Source organism: Micromonospora sp. NPDC049257, assembly GCF_040678915.1.
GTDB classification, from domain to species: Bacteria; Actinomycetota; Actinomycetes; order Mycobacteriales; family Micromonosporaceae; genus Micromonospora; species Micromonospora antibiotica.
Window position 1 is genome coordinate 37325 of the sequence record NZ_JBFAQU010000003.1, and the last position, 17968, is coordinate 55292.

At 75.9% G+C, this 17968-nt stretch carries 13 protein-coding genes; 1 reads left to right on the forward strand and 12 read right to left on the reverse strand.

What is annotated here, in order from left to right:
* Positions 1 to 41: 41 nt before the first annotated feature.
* The 3 genes from AB0K25_RS06405 to AB0K25_RS06415 are packed head-to-tail and all read right to left on the reverse strand — an operon-like array spanning position 42 to position 3509.
* Positions 42 to 1478, reverse strand: coding sequence for a S8 family serine peptidase (locus tag AB0K25_RS06405; RefSeq protein WP_357535115.1), 1437 nt, complete (start codon positions 1476 to 1478; stop codon positions 42 to 44).
* Between the two features lie 19 nt (positions 1479 to 1497).
* Positions 1498 to 2478 carry an SMI1/KNR4 family protein gene (locus AB0K25_RS06410; RefSeq protein WP_357535117.1) on the reverse strand — a complete coding sequence of 327 codons (981 nt, stop codon included), beginning with the start codon at positions 2476 to 2478 and terminating at the stop codon, positions 1498 to 1500.
* Positions 2475 to 3509 carry an SseB family protein gene (locus tag AB0K25_RS06415; protein WP_363818902.1) on the reverse strand — a complete coding sequence of 345 codons (1035 nt, stop codon included), beginning with the start codon at positions 3507 to 3509 and terminating at the stop codon, positions 2475 to 2477. Before AB0K25_RS06415 ends, AB0K25_RS06410 begins: the two co-directional genes overlap by 4 nt.
* Positions 3510 to 3636: 127 nt before the next feature.
* Here AB0K25_RS06415 and AB0K25_RS06420 point away from each other — a divergent pair, with 127 nt between their 5' ends.
* Positions 3637 to 4107 carry a hypothetical protein gene (locus AB0K25_RS06420; protein WP_357535121.1) on the forward strand — a complete coding sequence of 157 codons (471 nt, stop codon included), beginning with the start codon at positions 3637 to 3639 and terminating at the stop codon, positions 4105 to 4107.
* A 19-nt stretch (positions 4108 to 4126) separates the two neighbouring features.
* Here the strand turns inward: AB0K25_RS06420 and AB0K25_RS06425 are convergent, their stop codons facing one another.
* The 9 genes from AB0K25_RS06425 to AB0K25_RS06465 all read right to left on the reverse strand — a co-directional run bounded on the left by AB0K25_RS06425 (position 4127) and on the right by AB0K25_RS06465 (position 17931).
* Positions 4127 to 4675 carry a hypothetical protein gene (locus AB0K25_RS06425; RefSeq protein ID WP_357535123.1) on the reverse strand — a complete coding sequence of 183 codons (549 nt, stop codon included), beginning with the start codon at positions 4673 to 4675 and terminating at the stop codon, positions 4127 to 4129.
* A complete protein-coding gene (locus tag AB0K25_RS06430) occupies positions 4672 to 5058 on the reverse strand; it encodes a hypothetical protein (protein ID WP_357535125.1) in 387 nt (128 codons plus the stop codon). Before AB0K25_RS06430 ends, AB0K25_RS06425 begins: the two co-directional genes overlap by 4 nt.
* The gene (locus AB0K25_RS06435) at positions 5055 to 5285 is read right to left on the reverse strand and encodes a hypothetical protein (RefSeq protein WP_357535127.1); all 231 of its coding nucleotides are present in this window, start codon (positions 5283 to 5285) and stop codon (positions 5055 to 5057) included. The genes AB0K25_RS06430 and AB0K25_RS06435 overlap by 4 nt, the downstream gene beginning before the upstream one ends.
* A 100-nt stretch (positions 5286 to 5385) precedes the next feature.
* Positions 5386 to 6048 carry a hypothetical protein gene (locus AB0K25_RS06440; protein ID WP_219464566.1) on the reverse strand — a complete coding sequence of 221 codons (663 nt, stop codon included), beginning with the start codon at positions 6046 to 6048 and terminating at the stop codon, positions 5386 to 5388.
* 123 nt (positions 6049 to 6171) lie between these two features.
* Positions 6172 to 6831, reverse strand: coding sequence for a hypothetical protein (locus tag AB0K25_RS06445; RefSeq protein ID WP_219464567.1), 660 nt, complete (start codon positions 6829 to 6831; stop codon positions 6172 to 6174).
* 64 nt (positions 6832 to 6895) lie between these two features.
* A complete protein-coding gene (locus AB0K25_RS06450; RefSeq protein WP_363818907.1) occupies positions 6896 to 7549 on the reverse strand; it encodes a hypothetical protein in 654 nt (217 codons plus the stop codon).
* The gene (locus AB0K25_RS06455; RefSeq protein ID WP_357535132.1) at positions 7546 to 7914 is read right to left on the reverse strand and encodes a hypothetical protein; all 369 of its coding nucleotides are present in this window, start codon (positions 7912 to 7914) and stop codon (positions 7546 to 7548) included. The genes AB0K25_RS06450 and AB0K25_RS06455 overlap by 4 nt, the downstream gene beginning before the upstream one ends.
* 12 nt (positions 7915 to 7926) lie before the next feature.
* The gene (locus AB0K25_RS06460; protein ID WP_219464570.1) at positions 7927 to 8286 is read right to left on the reverse strand and encodes a hypothetical protein; all 360 of its coding nucleotides are present in this window, start codon (positions 8284 to 8286) and stop codon (positions 7927 to 7929) included.
* A gap of 60 nt (positions 8287 to 8346) precedes the next feature.
* Positions 8347 to 17931, reverse strand: a complete 9585-nt coding sequence (locus tag AB0K25_RS06465) for a glycosyltransferase (protein WP_357535134.1) — start codon at positions 17929 to 17931, stop codon at positions 8347 to 8349.
* Positions 17932 to 17968: the final 37 nt, after the last annotated feature.

The window sequence follows — 17968 nt, forward strand, 5'->3', positions numbered from 1 at the left end:
ACCCGCCCCGGCGGAGCACGGCCCTGAACTGCGGGCGGTGTTCATCGGCCGGGGCCGGGTTCCGGGTCGTCGAAGAGCTGCACCGGGGGGCCCGGTTCGGTGGGCTGCGCCGACCGGGCGGGTGCCGGCGCGACGGCGGCCCGCCACCGGCGTCGACGCACCCTGGGCAGGGTCAGTGCGACCGCACAGATCACCAGGACGGTGCCGAGGGCGAGCACGGCACCGGCCAGCGCGATCCGCCGGCTCTCCCGCAGCGCCGGGTCGGGCCGGTCGACGGCAGGCCGGAACCGGGGCAGCGGGGCAGGTCCGGCCTGCGGCAGCAGTTGGTCGTTGAGCGCCCCGTACGGGTTGACCGTGCCGTGGCCGTACTCGGCGCGGTCGGCGCCGGGAACCGCCGTCACCGTCAACAGCCGGACCAGTTCGCTGCGCGGCGCACCGCCCCGCTTGGCCAGGGTGAGGGCGACCGCAGCAGCCACGAACCCGCACGCCAACGCGGTGCCGTCGGCGGCCTCGACCAGCCCGCTGCCGCGCTGGGTGGTGGTGACGGCGACGCCCGGCGCGACCAGGTCCAGGTACGGCCCGTACTGCGACTTCGGCCACCGCCGCCCGTCCGGGCCGATCGCCCCGACGGCGAGGACCTCCGGGTAGCCGGCCGGGTAGGACACCGGGTTGCCGTCCCCGCCCCGGTCGCCGCTGGCACCCACCACCAGCACACCCCGGACGACGGCCCGCCGCACCGACGTCCGCAGGGCCGCACTGTCCCGGTCGGCGGCCACGGTCACCGCGACCACCCGGGCACCCCGGTCGACGGCCCAGTCGATGCCCCGGGCCACCACCCCCGGGTCGATCGGGGCGGCACCGAACGCCCGGTCGTCGACCACCCGTACCGGCAGCACCCGGGCGCTCGGCGCGAGCCCCGCGAACGGCGACGGGCCGGCCTGCCGGGCGACGATCAGCCCGGCCACCCGGGTGCCCTGGCCGGTGCAGTCGGTGTCGGCCCGACCGCTGCCCCGGACCGCGTCGTAGCCGGGCTCGACCCTCCCCCGCAACTGCGGGTGGCCACCGTCCACTCCGGAGCCGAGCACCGCGACGGTGACCCCGGCACCCTGGCTGAACGGCCACACCTGTTCCGGGGCGAGCACCTGCTGGGCCCAGGACGGCGCGGCGACCTGCCCACCGGCCTGCGCACAGTCGGGTGCCGCCGCAGCGGGCGGCACCGGCCCGGCCAGCAGTCCGGCGGCGAGCCCGACGACCACCCCACCCGCCACCCGACGCCGGCCCGACCGGGCCGGGCCGCCCGTCGCCGGCCTGCCGGCCGCCGGACCGCCCGACCGGGTCACGCCGCCGGCCGCCGGACCGCCCGACCGGGTCACGCCGCCGGCCGCCGGACCGCCCGACCGGTGCGGGTCGGCGATGACCGTCCGGCCCCGTGCCTGCGTGGCGTCCGGCTGTCGCCCGCACCGTCCGTACCCCGTCATGTGTTCCTCCGTCCCGGCCTCACGCCGCCGGCTGCCGGCGGGCCGGCGGCAACGCCGACCCGGCCCGCTCGTCCTCGACCCGGGTCACCCGCCCCCCGGCCACCGCCTCCACGGCCAGGTCACGCAGCGGACCCGGCACCGCCCGCAGGGCGTGCCAGAAGACGCCGAAGCTGTCGGCGCAGCGGTGCAGCAGCCGGTTGCCGACGTCGGCGGCGGTGTCGTCGTCGCGGGCCCGGGGGTCGTCGTCGTCCCAGTACCAGACCGACCCCTCGTCGCCGCCGGCCACCCGGACGGCGAGCAGCCCACCCTGCACGTGCCCGACCGCCAGCCAGTCGGCGGTGAACCGGTCGGTGAACCAGGCGTTGGCGTGGCACAGGTCCTGCATCCGGTCGGCGCGGGCCACCCCGAAAAGCGGCTGGTCGACCACGAAGCCGAACCGGGGGTGCACCGCCGGCCAGTCCGGCCAGCCACCGTTGGTGCGGGCCAGGAAGTCCCGGTAGCCGCCCGGCAGGGCGAACCCGAGCCGCTGCTCGACGCGGGCCACCGCCGGTGGGCTGAGCCGTTCGGCGAACCGCAGCGGCGGCGGCGTGGCGGCGTCCACCGGCAGCCCGCGCCGCCGGGGGTCGGCGTCGCCGGTGCCCACCCCGCCCAGGTGCCGCAGCGCCGCGTGCAACTCCGCCGGCACCAGCGCGACCCGCCGGCTGCGTGCCAGATGCGCCCAGACCCACCCCGCCGGGGTACGCCCGGACGCGTCCGGGTCGGCCGGGTCGGGTACGGCCAGGTTGGCGGTGAGCACGTCCAACACCCGGGCCGCGTCCACCCCGATGTCCGGTGGCAGTGGCGGCAGCTCGACCACCGCCCGCGCGTACGGCGTCCAGTCCGGAAAGCCGTACGGGTCGACCGGCACCCCCTGCCGGTAGCGGACCCGCAGCATCGGCGCGACCGGATGGACCACCCCGAAGGCGTACCGGGCACCGGGGATCAGCGTCGCCCCGCTCACCGGCCCCACCCGGCATCGGCCGGCCGCCCGGTGGCGGCCCCGGCGGAGTTCGGGTCGTCGGTGGCGGCCCCGGCGGAGTTCGGGTCGTCGGTGGCGGCCCCGGCGCGGGTGACCTCGTCGGGGCCCGTCTCGTCGGGGGTGGGCCAGAGCAGGAGGAACGGCACCTGGTCGGCGGGGACGGTGATGCCGGCCGGGGAGTCCGGGTCGACGGCCAGGGCGTACCCCGGCGGCCAGACGGTGAGCAGGGCGGCCATCGTGGCCCGCAGGCTCGGCGTGCCGTCCGGGTAGGCCCGCGCGAAACGTTCCGGGGCGGTGAACACCTCGATCACCGGCGTCTCCCCCGCGTCGACCGCACGCCACGGGAAGTCCGGGTCGACCAGCCGGGCCGGGTCGGGCACCGGGGCACCGGTGGGGAGCACCACCAGCGCGTCGAGCAGCGCATCCAGGTAACCGACGGAGTCGCCGCGCTCGGCCGCGTCCCGCAACAGCGCGGCGGTGTCCGGCTCGTCCGCCGGGCCCGGGGCGGGTGCCGGTGGGGCGGGCGCGGCAGCCGGATCGTCCGACCCGTCGGCGGTCGCGGCGGCGATCTCGTCGTCGGCCGCCGCCTCGGCCAGCTCGGTGAGCAGCTCCGCCCCGGCGGGCACGGCCAGCTCCCCGTCCGCCGCCGCCCGGACCGCCTCCACCGGCAGGTACGCGTCCAGCGGGGTGCCCGGGTTGACCGCCAGCCGCCACCCGGCCACCGGCCACCGCTCGCACAGCTCGTCGTACCCGGTCACGGTGTACGCGTCGGCGACCCCGGCGACCTGCGGCACCATCGCCTCCAGCGAGGTGAACACGGGCAGGAACGGCTGTCCGAAGAGGTCCATCGTGACGAACCGCTGACCGCCGTCGGCCGGGTCGTCGGCACGCAACTGCGGCAGGAACAGCTCGGCCCGGGTGAGGATGCGGAAGAACCCGGTGCGGTCGTCGTCGCGCGCCGCGCGCAGCAACGCCCGTTCGGTGTCGTTGGCCGGCTGCCACGACTCGTCCACGACGGGTCTCCTTCCCTGCCCGGTGCCGACCTGAGCCTAGCGATGTCCCGCCGGCGGGCGGGACCCACAGGGGCGCACGCTAGGCTACGGGCCGGTCGCCGTCCGCCGCCGTTGCGCAGGAGGTTCCATGCGACGTGTCGCCGCTGTGGCCGCTGTGGCCGCCACTGTGGCCGGTTGTTCCGCCGGCCCGTCGCCCGCTCCCGCACCGGCCCCGGTGGAGTACGTCGTCACGCTCACCGTCGAGGTGGTCGGCGGCGGGGGTGGGCTGTTCGGGATGGCGGTCACCTGGGGGCACAGCGCGCTGAAGACACAGTCCGCCACCAGCCTGACCTGGGCCTGGTCCCACGCGGTGACGCTGCGTCATCCCGACGTCGAACGGGTGTGGGTGTCGGCGACGCCGCAGGCCCGGCCGGGGGTCGACGAGCGGTTGGCGTACGCCGGCGGGATCCCGACGTTGCACTGCACGATCCTGTTCGACGACCGGATCGTGCAGGACCAGACCAGCATCTCCCCGACGTGCGTGGCGAACCTGTCGGCCAGCCCACCGGCCGGCAGGGCCGCCACCCCCGCGCAGCGGTCGGGCGGCACCGCCGACTGACCGCGTCCACCCCGACGGCTCAGCCCAGGCGGCGCAGCGCCCCCACGTACGCCGACCGCACCGCGACCAGCCGGCCGGCCCGGAACCGCCCCGGTTCCCGCTGGTAGAGCGTGCGGCCCAGCGCCGTCCAGACCGCCGTGAACGGCACCCGGGCCCCGCCGGGCGGCACGAACTTCACCACCTCGTCGAGCGCGGCGACGGCGGCGGTCAGTCGGGACCGGCACCGCCCACGGTCCGCCTCCGGCAGGGTCCGCGCCCCGGCCGGCACCGCCCGGGCGTGGTTCTCGGCCACCCACAGCCACTCCCCGGCGTCGATCAGCCGGGACGGCTCCGGGCCGCCGTACCGGAAGCCCTCCTCGACGCCGACGGGCGCGGCGGGCAGCCGGAACAGGAACTCGCGGGCCGCGCCGCACCCCTGGCACGCGCCGGTGTAGCGGCGGGCCAGGTCGCCGTCGGGCAGGGTGAGTACGGTGGAGGCGCGCGGGAAGCGCCCCTGCCCGCAGCCGCACGGTTGCAGGTCCATGTAGAGGTGGGCCTCGTGGGTGGACCGCGCGGGCAGCGGTGTCACGCCGGGCTCCACGGCATGTGGTCGAGGTGGAAGTCGCGGACCACCTCGATCCGGCGACGACGGAACCGCCCCGGTTCCCGCTGGTAGACCGTCCGCCCCCGGGTCGACCAGAAGGCCGCCTCCGGCACCGCGTCGCCGGTCTCGGGCAGGAACTTACGGACCTCCTCCAGGGCGGCCACGGCGGTCCACCGCAGGTCCGCCGCCTCGGCGTCGTCGCCCTGCCGCTCGGCCACCTCCGCCGCCTCCCCGCACCAGTCGGCGACGAGCAGCCACTCACCGGGGTCGAGCAGGGCGGACGGCTGCGGGCCGCCGAACCTGCTGCGGGGGTGCGGACCGGCCTCGGCGGGTGCCGTCCGGGTCCGGACGGCGGGCAGCAGGGTCACTCGGTGTCCCGGTAGTGGCCGGTGTCCGGGTCGAGGCCCATGATCTCCCGGGCCTGGCGCATGTACTCGCGCTGCGCCTGTGCCGACGGCGGCCGACGCTGCGCCGAGTCGGCGCCCTCGGGGGTGAAGTCGGCGTCGTCCACCTGGTGCGTGGCCTGCCACCGGGCGTGCAGGTCGGCCAGCGCGCGCAGCCGGCGTTGCCGCTCCGGGTCGTCGGTCATCGCCATCGGGTCACCTCCGGATGCCGTCCGCCACCGGGCGGACCGCCCCGGACCGACGGGCCGGGGCTGGTCTCTGCTGGCCGGCCGGTTCCGGCGGTCCGACCGGTCACGGCAGCGGACGCTCCACCCGCTCGGCGACCGTCTCCCGGACCCAGGTCGCCGCCCGGTCCGGTCCACCCGTCACCGTCCACCGGTACACGTCCACCGCGGAGCGGATCTCCAACAGGTAGTGGTTGTGCGAGAAGAACCGCAAGGTCCAGCCCCCGTCCGGGTCGGGCACGAACGTCGGGGGCGTCACCGCAGGCGCGTCCGGCACCGCGAGCACGTGGGTGAAATGGTCGGGGTCACGGATCAACCAGCCGGCGCGGGTGCCCTCGGTCACCGAGAAGGGGCGCACCACCGAGCCGTCGATCGTCCATGCCGAGCACAGCTCACCCAGCAGCTCCGCGTACGCCGACGGCTCCAGCCCGGCACCCACCCGGCGGCCCAGCTCGGCCATCACCCCGGGCCGGTTGAGGTGCAGCGTCCCGCCCGACGTGGTGCGCAGCAGGCCATGGGTGACGAACATGGGTTGCCGTGCCGCCACCACCCGGACCGCCTCGGCCAGCCAGTCCGCGTCGACGACGGCCCACTGTGCCGGCCGGGCCCGGTAACGGAACCGGTCGGTCTTCACGGTGACCGACTCCGGGCCTACCCACACCTGTCCGGTGGCCTCGTCGGGGGCCAGCACGTACCGCTGGAGCGCCCCGGTCGTCCACTCCGTGTCCACCAGCAACCTCCCCGTCCGGCCGTCGGCGCACGTCATTCTGCCACCCGACCCGCCAGGCGTCGGCCCGCGCGGCGCCCTGCCGGGTTCACCGCGTCCTGCCGGCGTCACCGCCGCCGTCGTCGTTCAGGCGAGCGGCAGCCGGGTGCCGACCGTCCGGCGTGACCAGGACGCCGGTCCGGCCGGGTCACCGGTCACCTCCCACTCGTGGACGTCGACCGCCGCCGCCAGCGCCTCCAACAGGTGGTAGTCGTGCGACCAGAAGCGCAGCGTCCAGCTTCCGTCGGCCCGACCGGCGAACGTCGGGGGCCCGACCGGGGGTGCCGACGGCACCAGAAAAGCGGTGCGGAAGTGGTCCGGGTCGCGGATCAGCCAGCCCGGCGGGAACCCGGGGGTCGCGGAGAACGCGTACCCGAACCGGCCGTCGGGCGTCGCGCCGGAGTGGAGGACGGCGAGCAGTTCGGCGTACGCCACCGGATCGAGGTCCACCCCTACCCGTCGGCCCAGCGCCGCCATCGTGGCCGGCGAGTTCAACACCACGCCCTCGCCGGCACGGGGGAACAGCAGGCCGAAGGTGGTGGTCACGGCACCGTTCGTGCCGACCACCTCGATCACCTCGTCGACCCAGCTCTCCCGCGCCACCGCCCAGTCCGCCGGCCGCGCCTCGTAGCCCATCTGGGCCGTCTCCAGCCCCAGCAGGGCCGGCCCGCCGAACGTACGCCTCACCCGTTCGTCGCCGGTGAAGACGGCACGTTCGAGCATGTCGATCACCCGTCGGGTGTCCATCCACTCCTCCGTACCTGGCTGGGGTCGATCGGCGGGCCGGTGCGCCCGGTGGCGGGCACGCCGGTCACGACGGCACCCAGGGCACCCGGTTGAGGTAGAGGTCCAGCAGGACCTGCAACCGGCGACGCCGGAACCGGCCGGGTTCCCGGTGATAGACCGTACGGCCCCGCACCGACCAGAACGCCGACTCGGGTACGGCCTCCCCGTCGGCCGGGAGGAACTTGCGCACCTCCTCGATCGCGGCCACCGCGGTCCACAGTGAGTCCGCCGCCCCCGTGTCGTCGCCCCGGGCATCCGACGACGACCATGCCTCGACACACCAGTCGGCGACGAGCATCCACTCGCCGGGGTCGAGCAGCAGGGAGGGTCCATCCCCACCGAACCGGGTCCTCGGACGTGGCCCCGGCGGGGCCGGTCCGTCGCCATCCTCGGAAACCTCGAACAGGAACTCCCGGTTCTCGTCGCAGTCGGCGCAGCGGCCGGCGTACCGGTGAGCCCGCCGCGACCGCACCGTCACGGGCCCGTCCCGCCAGGCGGTTTCCATCGAGCCGCAGCGCGGGCAGGGGCGCAGGTCGAGATAGATGTCGGCCTCGTCCCGGGTACGCAGCGCCGGCAGCAGCACCACGCCGCCCTCGTCGTGCGGGTTCCCGACCGAACAGGAACCCGTCGACGCGCCCTCCGGCTGCCGCCGGTCGGGTTCTCCACCGGCCGGGGTCATCGGTCGGTACGGCGACGCAGGTCGTCGGCCAGCTCGCGGGCCAGCACGCTGAGCGAGCCGTCGGAGCGGACCGGGCCACAGCTGAATCCGGGCCGGACCCGGGCCGCCAGTTCCCGCAGCATCGCCGCGACGACCAGGCCACGGGCGCTCGACATCGACACCAGCCCGGGGGCGGCCCGACCGAGCCGTTCCTCGGTCGGGCGTCCCGCGTCGACAGTCGCCCGCCACTGGGCGGCCTTCTCGTCGAGCCCGACCCTTCGCGCCGTCGTACGACCGCCGGCGTCCCGCTCGTAGTCGGGCCAGATCAGCAGCTCCCGGGTGGGGTCGGCCGGTGGGACCGGGACGGTCAGGTCGTCGTCGCTCATCGCCACGTCCCCTCAGTAACCGGTGCCCGACTCAAGGTGCCGGGCGAGCCGCGTCGCCAGCTCCGCCAGCGAATCGTCGGCCCGCACCGCCGGCGTGGACCTCCCGGGCTCGACCCTGGCCGCGAACTCCTCCAGCAGGGCCGCCACCACGTGCGCCCGCGCGGTCGAGAAGGCGATCACGTCGCCGCCCTCCTCCGGCGCGTCCACCGTCGACTCGGCCGCCCGGCCGGACTCCAGGGCCCGCCGCCACAGGTCGGCCGCCTCGGCCAGCCCGATGGGCCGCCGTACGCCGGGCCCGTCGCCGGCCGGCCCGTGGTCGTACTGGCAGAGCAGGTGCGCGGCGGCGTCCCGGTCCGGATCAGCGTCGGTCATCAGGCTGCGCCCTTCCCTCGTCGACACCTGCACGGTCGGCCGGTCGGCTCCGTCCCCACGCTAGCGGCCCGACGCCGGACGGTCGACGTCGGGAGACGGCACGTCGGGCGTCGGCGCGTCGGCGTCGCCGTCGTGCCCGGACCCGGTGCCGGCGGAGTCCGGGCGGGACCCGGCATCCGGACGGGACACCGGCCCCGGGTGGGACCCGGCTTCCGTCGGGCGTGACAACACCTCCAGCAGCTCCCGGGCCGCGTTGCCCGGCGGATACCTGACGTCGAGGTAGCGGCGCAGGTCGAGCGCCCGGTCACGCTGGGTCGACAGCTCGCCCAGGAGCCGCTGCACGTGCTCGGCCCACACCGGGACCCGCTCGTCGGCCACCCGGTCCAGCAGCGCCCGCTGGTCCGCCGGGTCGACCGTGCCGTCCGGGCGGGTGATCGCCGCGAGTCCGCTCCGCCACGCGGCGACGGTGACCCCGTCCCGTACCGTGGCCGCCTCGCCCAGGGCTGCCGGCACGTACCTCGGGTCGCCGAAGAACAGGCCCGCGCCGGTGCCCTCGCCGACCAGCACGGGCACCCCGGCCCGGGCGGCCTCACTGGCCACCAGGCCGAAGCCCTCGTGGATCGACGGCATCAGCACCAGGTCGGCGGTGTACAGGTCGGTCATCAGCTCCGGGCTGCCCGGTTTCACGAACGGCAGCACCCGGATCTCGGTCCCGGCGAGGTGGGCGAGCCGTTCGGTCTGCGCCGCGACGTCGGCGGGGGGCGCACCGCGCACGGTGAGCCGGACGTCGACCCCCTCGGCACGCAGGTGACGGATCAGCTTCGCGGCGAAGTCGATGCCCTTGATCGGGTCGGTGGCGCGACCCTGGACGACCAGGTCGAAGCCCACCTTGTCGGCCGGCCGGACGGCCGGCTCGCCCGGCAGGCGGGGCATGTCCGAGACGATCTCGTGGGTCCGGGGCGGGTGGGCCGTCCCCTCACCGGCCAGCCGGGCCGCCTCCTGACCGAGCAGCGGACCCAACCCGGTCACCAGGTCGGCACCGGCCATCAGGCGACGTTCCGTCTCGGCGTGTCCGAGACCCTCACCCGGGTTGCCCCGCAGACCGTCGAGCACCTCCGGCGCGGTGTGCAGCACGTGGACGTAGCGGGCCCCGGGGTAGAGCTGCTCCACCAGCAGCCGGGCCACGCCACCGCTGAACCGCGAGTGGCCGACCACGACGTCCACCTCGGGCGGCAGGTTCTCGAAGAGCATCAGCAGCGCCCGCGTGTCGGGCAGGCCCTTGGCGTCCAGCACCCCCCACACCGGCCGTACGCCCGTCACCTCCAGGTTGTCGGCGACGCGTTCCCGGACCAGTTCCGGCTGGTCAGGGTCGACCGCGGACACCCGCGCGTGCACCTGCGCCCCGGCCGCCGCGAACGCCTCGGTCAGCTCCCGGTTGGCCGTCGGCACCCCGCCGAGCTTCGAGTGCCACTCGGTGCAGGTGGTCATCACCCGCAGCCGCCCGGCGGTCTCCCCGCTCGGGGCCGGGTTCCGACGTACCACCTCGTACGGGGAGAGTTCGCCGAACCAGTCGCCGTCGGCGACCCGGCCGCCCCGCACCCCGGCCGCCGCCAGGCCGTCGTGCACGACCTGCGCGGTCACCTCCGGTCCGAACCGTCCGGTGAGGTGCCGCCGCAGCTCCAGCGCGCGCTCGCGGCCGGCGACGGCGTGGTCGGTCAGCCCCTGGACGCGGTCCGCCCAGGCGGTGGGGGCGGACCGGGGTTCGTCGACCACGGAGTCCCGACCCAGGCCGGCCGGGACCCGGTCGGGGTCGGTGAGCAGCCGGCCGGCACCGGTCGCGCCGTCGACCAGGACGGGGACGCCGTGCTCGGCGGCGAGGACAAATCCGGGGTCGTAGCCGCCCCGGGACGACGCCAGCACGACGTCCGCCGCGTGGAACGTCGCGGTGACCGCTTCCGCCTCCGTCGGCAGCGCACGGACCTCCACGAACGTGCCGGCGAGCGTGCTCAACTCCCGGCTCAGCACCTGCCGCACGCCGGGGTCGGACTCCACACTGGTCACCACCAGCCGGGTACCGTCCAGACCCCGGGACCGCAACTCGGCCACCACCCGGGCGGCCTGGCGGTGGGCGGCCGAGTCGCCGTCGTACACCAGGAGCCTCGGGCCTGCGCCGGGGCCGTCACCGGCGGGCGGCACCGGACGGGGCACGAACCCCGGCGTCACCTCGCGGATCTCCGGCATCCGCCCGCCCAGCCCGGTCAGCCCCTGCCGCAGCCCGTCCGCCACGTCCGGGCCGACGGCCACCACCAGGTCCGCCCGGGACAGCACCCGCAGGTGTTCCGGGTCGGTCGGCACCCGGTCGAGGAGCTGCACGACCGTGGCGTCCGGATAGGCGTCCCGCCGGACGTCCGCGATGCCCGCCGTCTGCCCGTGGCCGACCAGCACGTCCACGTCGCCGGGCAGCCCGTCCGGGCGCAGCAGCGGGCTCAGCGGCCCGGTGACGCCCGGGACGGGATCGGCGCCGAACACCCGCACCCCGGGGGCCGGCGTGGACGGCTGCGCCCCCGGCACCCGGATCCTCAGCTCGTCGCCGCGCCCACCGAGGGCCTCGGCCACCCGGTGCACCGTCCCGCCGGGGGCGACCCCCTCGGCGAAGCCGAGCATCCGCAGCGTCGGAGTCCGGGCCGGCGGGTCGGCGCCGACGAGCGCCTCCCGGCCGGCGTCGCTCAGCCGCCCGTCGAGCAACCGCAGCCGGGTCGCCAGGCCCGGATCGTCCGGGTGCAGCCCGAGATGGTCGCGCAGGGCCCGCAGTTCGGTGCGGGCGTACGCCGCCTGCGCCGGGTCGTGCAGCAGGTCGGCCAGCACCTCCGCCTCGGCCAGCCGGCCCAGGTCGTGCGGGCTCAGGCCGACGCCGTCGGCCAGCGCCCCGGGGGTCAACGCGTCCGGGGCGAACGGGTCCAGCCCACCGGCCGCCCGCTCGCTGATCGCGGTCAGCTCGGCGGCCTCGTGGGCGACGGCCCGCGCCACGGTGACGTCCGCCGCCCGGTCGGACAGTTCGATCCGCCACCCTCCCCCGTCCGGCGGGACGGTGCCGTGCGGCAGGTCCCGGCCGGCCGCGTCGACCGGCACCGACCGGGCCACCGCGCCGTCGGGCAGCGCGTCCGCCGGCACGGCGGTCAACTCCAGCCGTACGTCCCGCAGCGGGCTGTCGGCCGGCAACCGGCCCATGGTCTGCCGCAGGGCGTCGTCGCCGAGCTGCCGTACCAGCTCCGGCTCGGGGGTGTCCCGGCCGTACCCGTGGAACTGCGCGTCGGGGACGCGGGCCGCGGTGACCGGCGGATGGCCGCCGCTGAGCAGGCCGTGGATCGCCGACGGGTCGGGCACCCGGGGCAACCCGACGGTGTACGCCGAGCGGGGGTGCAGCGGGCCGGTGTCGCTGACCGGCTTGACGCCCTTCCAGTCCGCGCCGAGCAGGGCCCGCTTGCCGATCCACGAGGCGTCCCGCCCCTGGTGGTGTTCCCCCCAGCCGGCCTGGCTGATCTCGAACGGGGTCGGATACCGGCTGCTGCCGAAGGGGTGCCGGGCCGCCCGGTCCAGGATCTCCCGCCCCGCCTCCCGCTGCCGGTACGCCTCGGCGAGCACCCGCTGCGGATCGGTGGTGCCGTAACGCGCCCGGAGCCGGTCGGGGTCGACGGGGCCGTCGGTGGGGCGGCCGGCCAGCGCGATGTCGGCGTCCACCTCGCGCAGTTCGGCCCGGAGCCGGTCCAGCACGGCGTTCGCCCGGTGCCCGGTGTCCGGCGCCCAGTCGTACCCGTCGCGCGCCCACGCGTACCCGCCGACGGTGGAGGCGGCGTGCACCTCGATCCGCTGCACGCCCGACTCCCGGTACCAGTCCTCCAGGTAGGCGTTCCACTCCCGGGCGAAGCCCCGACCCTGCACACTCTCCGCGAGCCGCAGCGAGGTGTGCTCCACGAAGAGACTGCCGTCGTGGTCGCGCTGGAACACCCGCACGACCCGCCCGACGCTGCCACGTTCCGGATCGACGATGTCGGCCCGGACGATCACCTGGTCCCGGTGCACACCGACGCTGTACTCGTCGGCCAGGTCGACGCGAATCCGCAGGCCGGCGAACTCACGCCCGTCCAACTGGGCGGCGACCTCCGCGCGGACGACGTCCGACCAGGCCGCCACCTCCTCGTCGGAGGAGGGGAGCAGTTCGTCCAGCGACGGTCGGCGGTCCTCCTGCCGCCACCGACGGTCGGTCCAGAGCTCGTCGTGACGGGAGTGGTCGCGTCCGTCGACGTGCGGAGAGTCCTGCGGCTGGGGAGCCTCGGGGACCGGTTCCAACTGGTGGACGGGATACCCGCGCCGGGCGAGGTCGGCGTCGAACCGGTCCAGCTCCGCACGGAGCCGTGCCTGGTCGATCGGGTCCGTCGCGGCACGCAGCTCCTCCAGCGCGTACCGTCGTTCCTCGGCGCGTAGCAGGGTGGCGGCATCCACCGCCGGGCCGGGCGGGCGCAGCCCACCCCGGGCGGGTCCGGCCTCCCCCGTCGCCTCCCGGTGCGACCGGGAACCGTCGGAGGCCCACGGTCGCGGCTCACCGGGAGGCTGCCGGTCGACCGGTTCCGACCACCCGGCCGGAGCCCTCTGCGGATCGTCGCCCCGGGGCCGGCCCTGCCCCTCCGGGGCCGGCGGAGGTTCCTCCGTCGACCGGAACACACCGGCGACCCGGTCGACGATGCGCCGCAGCCCACCCCGGGGCCGTTCGGGGGCCGGATCGGACGGGTGGAACCCGGGACGGTCCGCCCGGCCCCCGGGACCCCACTCCGCGAGCGGCGGGGGTGCGGCGGGGTCCTGGTGAACGGTCGGGGCAGAGCCACCCCGGTCACGCAGGGGCGGTTCCACCCGCGCCGCCTGTTCCCTGCCCAGGGCGTCCAGGTCGAGGCCGAACCGTTCGGCGACATCACGGCTCATCGGGCCGTGGAGGGTTCCCTGTCGCCGCTGCTCCGCCAGGGGGTGGGTGGCCTCCTCGATCGCCTGCCGCGCTCGTTCCACGAAGCTCTCCGGCGGCAGCTCGGCGAGCCGCCGGAGCATGTCCGGGGAGAGTGCCGACCGGCTGGTGGGCGCGACGTAGCGGCTGGTTACGTACTCCTGGAGCTGCCGGGGGGTGAGGTCGGCCAGCGACCGGTAGCCGTCGGAGCGCGGCAGGCGCGGGTCTGCGGAATGGTCGGCCGAACGGAATCCGGCGAGCCCCCGCAGGAACTGCTGCTGCACGGTGAACGCCTGGAACTCACCCTCGAAGCGGAGGCTGACCAGGACTTCGTCCCGCGCGGTACGCGGAAGCCGGCCCTCGGCCACCGCTTCGAGCAGGTGCGACCCGATGTGGTCCGGGTTCGGTTGGAGGCGGTGCATGCCCTCGTGCAGCACGGTCGCGGCGAGGGCACTGATCGGTCGCGGCTGCCCGCCGTCCTCCGCAGCGACGAAGGTCAGCCCGTGCCGGGAGTCGAAACCACCACGCGCACCCTGCGCGATCCACTGTTCGAGGGCGGGCGTGTACGCCTCGGCCGGCACCAGGGCACGGGCGGAGTCGGGGTCCTTCGGGATGACGCGTTCGAAGGTGTCGGCCGCGTGCCGCTCGAACGCCGGCCCGAGCACGTCACCGATCTTCGCCACCGCGATCGCCTGGTCGATGACGTGGAACCGGTGGGTGACCGGGTCCACGCTGACCACCCGGTGCGCCATCTCGACGGAGTTGAGCGGGTCCACCCCGTCCAGGTCCCGCCAGCCCGGGTCGGCGTGTTCCCCGCCCCGGGAGAAGTCCCGCCAGTCGCGGTAGCGGTCGGCGTACCCGTCGACCGCCCGGCTCAGCGCGCGTACCTCCCGCACGACGTCACCGAGCGGGCCGCCGTCGCGGGCCCGGTCGGCGGCCGCCTGCAACCGGTCGGCCTGCCCGGCCACCGCGTCGAGGTCGGCGAGCCGGCCGGCGACCGCCGCCTGCGGGTACCGGGCGAGCAGGTGCTCCTTGGCTCTGCCCACCAGCTCGTGCACCTGCTCGGGCAGTTCCGCGCCGGTCCGGGTGCGGTGGGCGGGGAAGTTGCCGCTCGGCGCGAGTTCCTGGCTGATCGGCAGCTCGTCGCCGGCCCGTGACGGCCCGTCCGACGGCACGTCGACGGTCCGGGGTGTGGCGGTATCCGGCACGGCGGCGGGTGGTGCGGCGTTCGGGTCGGCCGGGGTGCGCTGCGCGACCAGCGCGGTCGTCTCCGCGCGCAGCCGGGCCACCACGGCGTCGATCTCCGCCTGGCTGCGCGGCAGGTAGGAGCCGTCCTGCTGGCGTACCGCGAGGTGTTCCCGGGCCCAGTCCCGCAGTTGCCCGGGGGTCGCCGGGTCGCCGGCGAGCAGGCCGCGCACGGTGTCCGGGGTCAGCGGCGTCGGCGGTGCCGGCGCGGGGGCGGTGGCGTCCCGGAAACCGACCGCGTCGGCGTCCAGCACCGGCGGGTCGGGCCGCACCGGTGCCTCCAGCGCCGCAAGCGACGGCTCCGGCGGCGTCCGCGCCGGTCCGGGTCGCGTCGGCCCGTCCGGCGGCGTCGCCCCGTCCCGTCCCCCTTCCGGTACGCCCTCCGCCGGCACGCCCTCCGCCGGCACGCCCTCCGCCGGCACGCCCTCCGCCGGCACGCCCTCCGCCGGCACGCCCTCCGCCGGCATCCCGGACCGGCCGGGCTCGACGGGACGGTCGAGCACCTGGTGGATCTCGTGGTGGAGGGTGCGCCAGGCGTCGCCGAGTTGCCTGTCGACGAAGGCGGCCCGCGCGGCCGGGTCGGCCGGCAGGTGCTCCGGCAGGACGACCCCGGCCGGGTCCCGCTGCACCCACTGCCCGTGCTCGACCGTCATTCCCGGCCGCAGCACCACCGGTTGCCCAGGTGGTAGCGCCGAGTTGACCTGGAGCACCACCCCGACGCGGAGCCCGTCCGGGTACTCGACGGTGAGCAGCCGGGACGACTCGTCCCAGCTCGCCCGGTGCGGCTGGTCCACCGGCCCGGCGGCCCGGCCGGCCAGCAGCTGACCGACGTGCCCGTCGAACGTCGACCGCACCACCTCGGGCAGCGGCACCGAGGGCCCGATCGGGTGCGACCCGGCCGGCACCAGCTCGACCGGGACGTGTCCCTGCGCTACGCCGCGTAGCTGCCCCCCGGCGGCCAGCTCGCCGTTTCGGCCTGCATCCGCAGGATCCTGCCGTACGCCTTCCGGTACCGCATGTCCGCCGGCCCGTCCAGGACCGGCCCCTTCCGGGACCCCTTCTGGATGACCAGCCGACGGTTCTTCTCCGGGTAGCCGAACCTGTACTCGATCTCCCGACTGTCCTCCCGGACCAGTTCGAACTCCACCAGAATCGCCATCACCGGTTCTCCTCGGCCACGAGTTGTCCAGGTCCTCTCCGGTCCGGCCGGGCGCGACCCGCTCCCAGTCGGCCCGGTCGACCCGGCCCCCGCCGCTGGCCGGCCCACCGCCCCCTGTGGTCGGCGACGACTCGGTGCGGACGGACGGTGGGGGCGGGCCGTCAACCTGGTCACGGCGGACCAGGTCAGGGTCGTGACGGGCCGGGTCAGGATCGTGACGGGCCGGCTCAAGGACGGGACGGACCAGATCAGGATCGTGACGGGGCGGGTCAGGGTCGCGGCGGGGCGGGTCGGCGGCGGGGCGGGTGGGGCTGCCGTCGGGTGGACTTCCGCTGCGCTGCGGCGGGGTGTCGGCAGTCGCCGACCGGGTGGTCTGCTCACCGGCAGCCCACTCACCGGCCGGCCGGAGCGGCCCGGCAGGTCGCACTCCCCCCTCCGGGCTGCGTACCGGTGTCGGGTGGGTGGGCTGGCGCGGGCCGCCGCCGTCCCCGCCTCCGGTGCCGCCCACCAGGTCGGTGCGTTGCGGCAGGTCGGCCGGGGGCAGCTCGGGCCGCGGCGGGTGCGGGCCACCCGGGCCGCCGGGGGTGGGCCCGTCGCCGTCGACCACCGTCGGGTCGGGCGACCGGACGCCGTCGCGGGCGAGCACGGTGCCGTCGGCGGCGATGGCCCCGCCGTCGAACCGTTGGCCGTCGCCGTCGACGTGGGCCCAGATCGCGCCCCGTTCGCTGTAGGTGACCCGCAGGCCGGCGGCCCGGTCGACGGCGGCCATCCCCTCGGGGAGCACCATCACGTCGCGCCCGATCCGCAGGTTCGTACCGCCGACCCGGACGGTGTCCAGTTTGTTCTGCGCACCGAAGATGACGCCGGCCTTGGCCCCCTCCGCGCCGCCGTGCAGCGCGTTCTGCAGGTCGAACTTCCCCTGCGCGGCGTCGGTCGCGCCGGTCACCAGGGCGCCGGTGACCCCACCGCCGATGACATGGCCGGGGATGCCGCCGAACATGGACGCCCCGAACAGCCCACCCTGGACGGTGGAGACGCCGAGCTGACCGAGGTCGAGGCTGGCCCGTTCGCCCCCGGCGATCTGGTACATCTGGCCCAGCAGGTTGCCGCCGCCCATGAATCCCGCCCCGAACGCCACCCGCTGACCCAGGTACCTCGTCAGCTCCCGGCCGAAGGTGGTGGTGGCGATCTCACGGGTCGCGTACTGGCTCAGGGTGGCCCGGCTGAGCTGCTCGAAAGCCTCGGTGCCGGCCAGGCGTACGCCGCCACGGGTGGCGAGGTCGGTGCCGACCCGGGCACCGAACTTGCGCAGCAACTGTTCCTCGATCTCCCGGGCGAGCTGGTTGCGGGCGGCGAGCAGGCTGCGCCCGGCCAGCCGTCGGGATTCCAGCCCGGCCTCCCGGCCGAGTTGACGCAGCAGTTCCCGGTTGGTGACGCCGCGCAGCCACTGACCGGCCATCCGGTCGGCGACCGACCGGGCGATGACGTTGCGCGGCAGGGTGTTGCGGGCCAGGGTGCCGGCACCCTGCCGGATCACCGTCGGCAGGGTCTGCCGGACGAAGGCGGGGACCTGGGTCCGCGCGAAGCGCGGCAGCTGGGTGGTGACCAGCCGGGGGACCTGGGTGCGGACCAGGTTCGGCAGTTGGGTCCGCACCAGGGTCGGCAGGGTACGGGTCAGCAGCGCGGTCACCTCGGCGAGGGCGGCGCGGACGGAGATGCTGCCGATGGCCCGTACGGCGTTGGTGGCGGCGGCTCCGATCGCGGCCCGGCAGGCGGCGAACGCCCCCGGGATGCCGGCGGTGGACAGGCCGAGCGACGGGATGGCGGCGGCGACCAGCATGAACAGCGAGACGGCGAGCATGATCAGGCCGAGCAGGGCCATGAACTTCATCAGCTCGACCTGGAGGCCGAAGCTCTGTACCGCCTCCTCCATGGACGCGAGGGTGTCGACCGTGCCGGCGAGCGACTCCAGGTAGGACAACCATTCCCGGGTGAACACCTCGGCGGCCCCGTCGCCGCTCCAGTTGGTCAGGATGCCGTCGGCGGCGTGCACCGCCTCCTCGTAGAAGGCCGCGAGTTCCTGCGTCGCGGCACCCCAGGCGTCGGAAAGCTCATAGACGGCGTCGATGTCCGACTCGGGGATCTTGCCGATGAGGATCTCACCGACGGTGGAGCGGACGCCCGGGATGGCGGCTTCGAGGTCGGAGAACCACTCCAGGATCTCGGCGAGGGCGTGGTCACTCTCGCTCACGCGGGGTCCTCCCCGGCACCGTCGGGTCCCCCGGCCG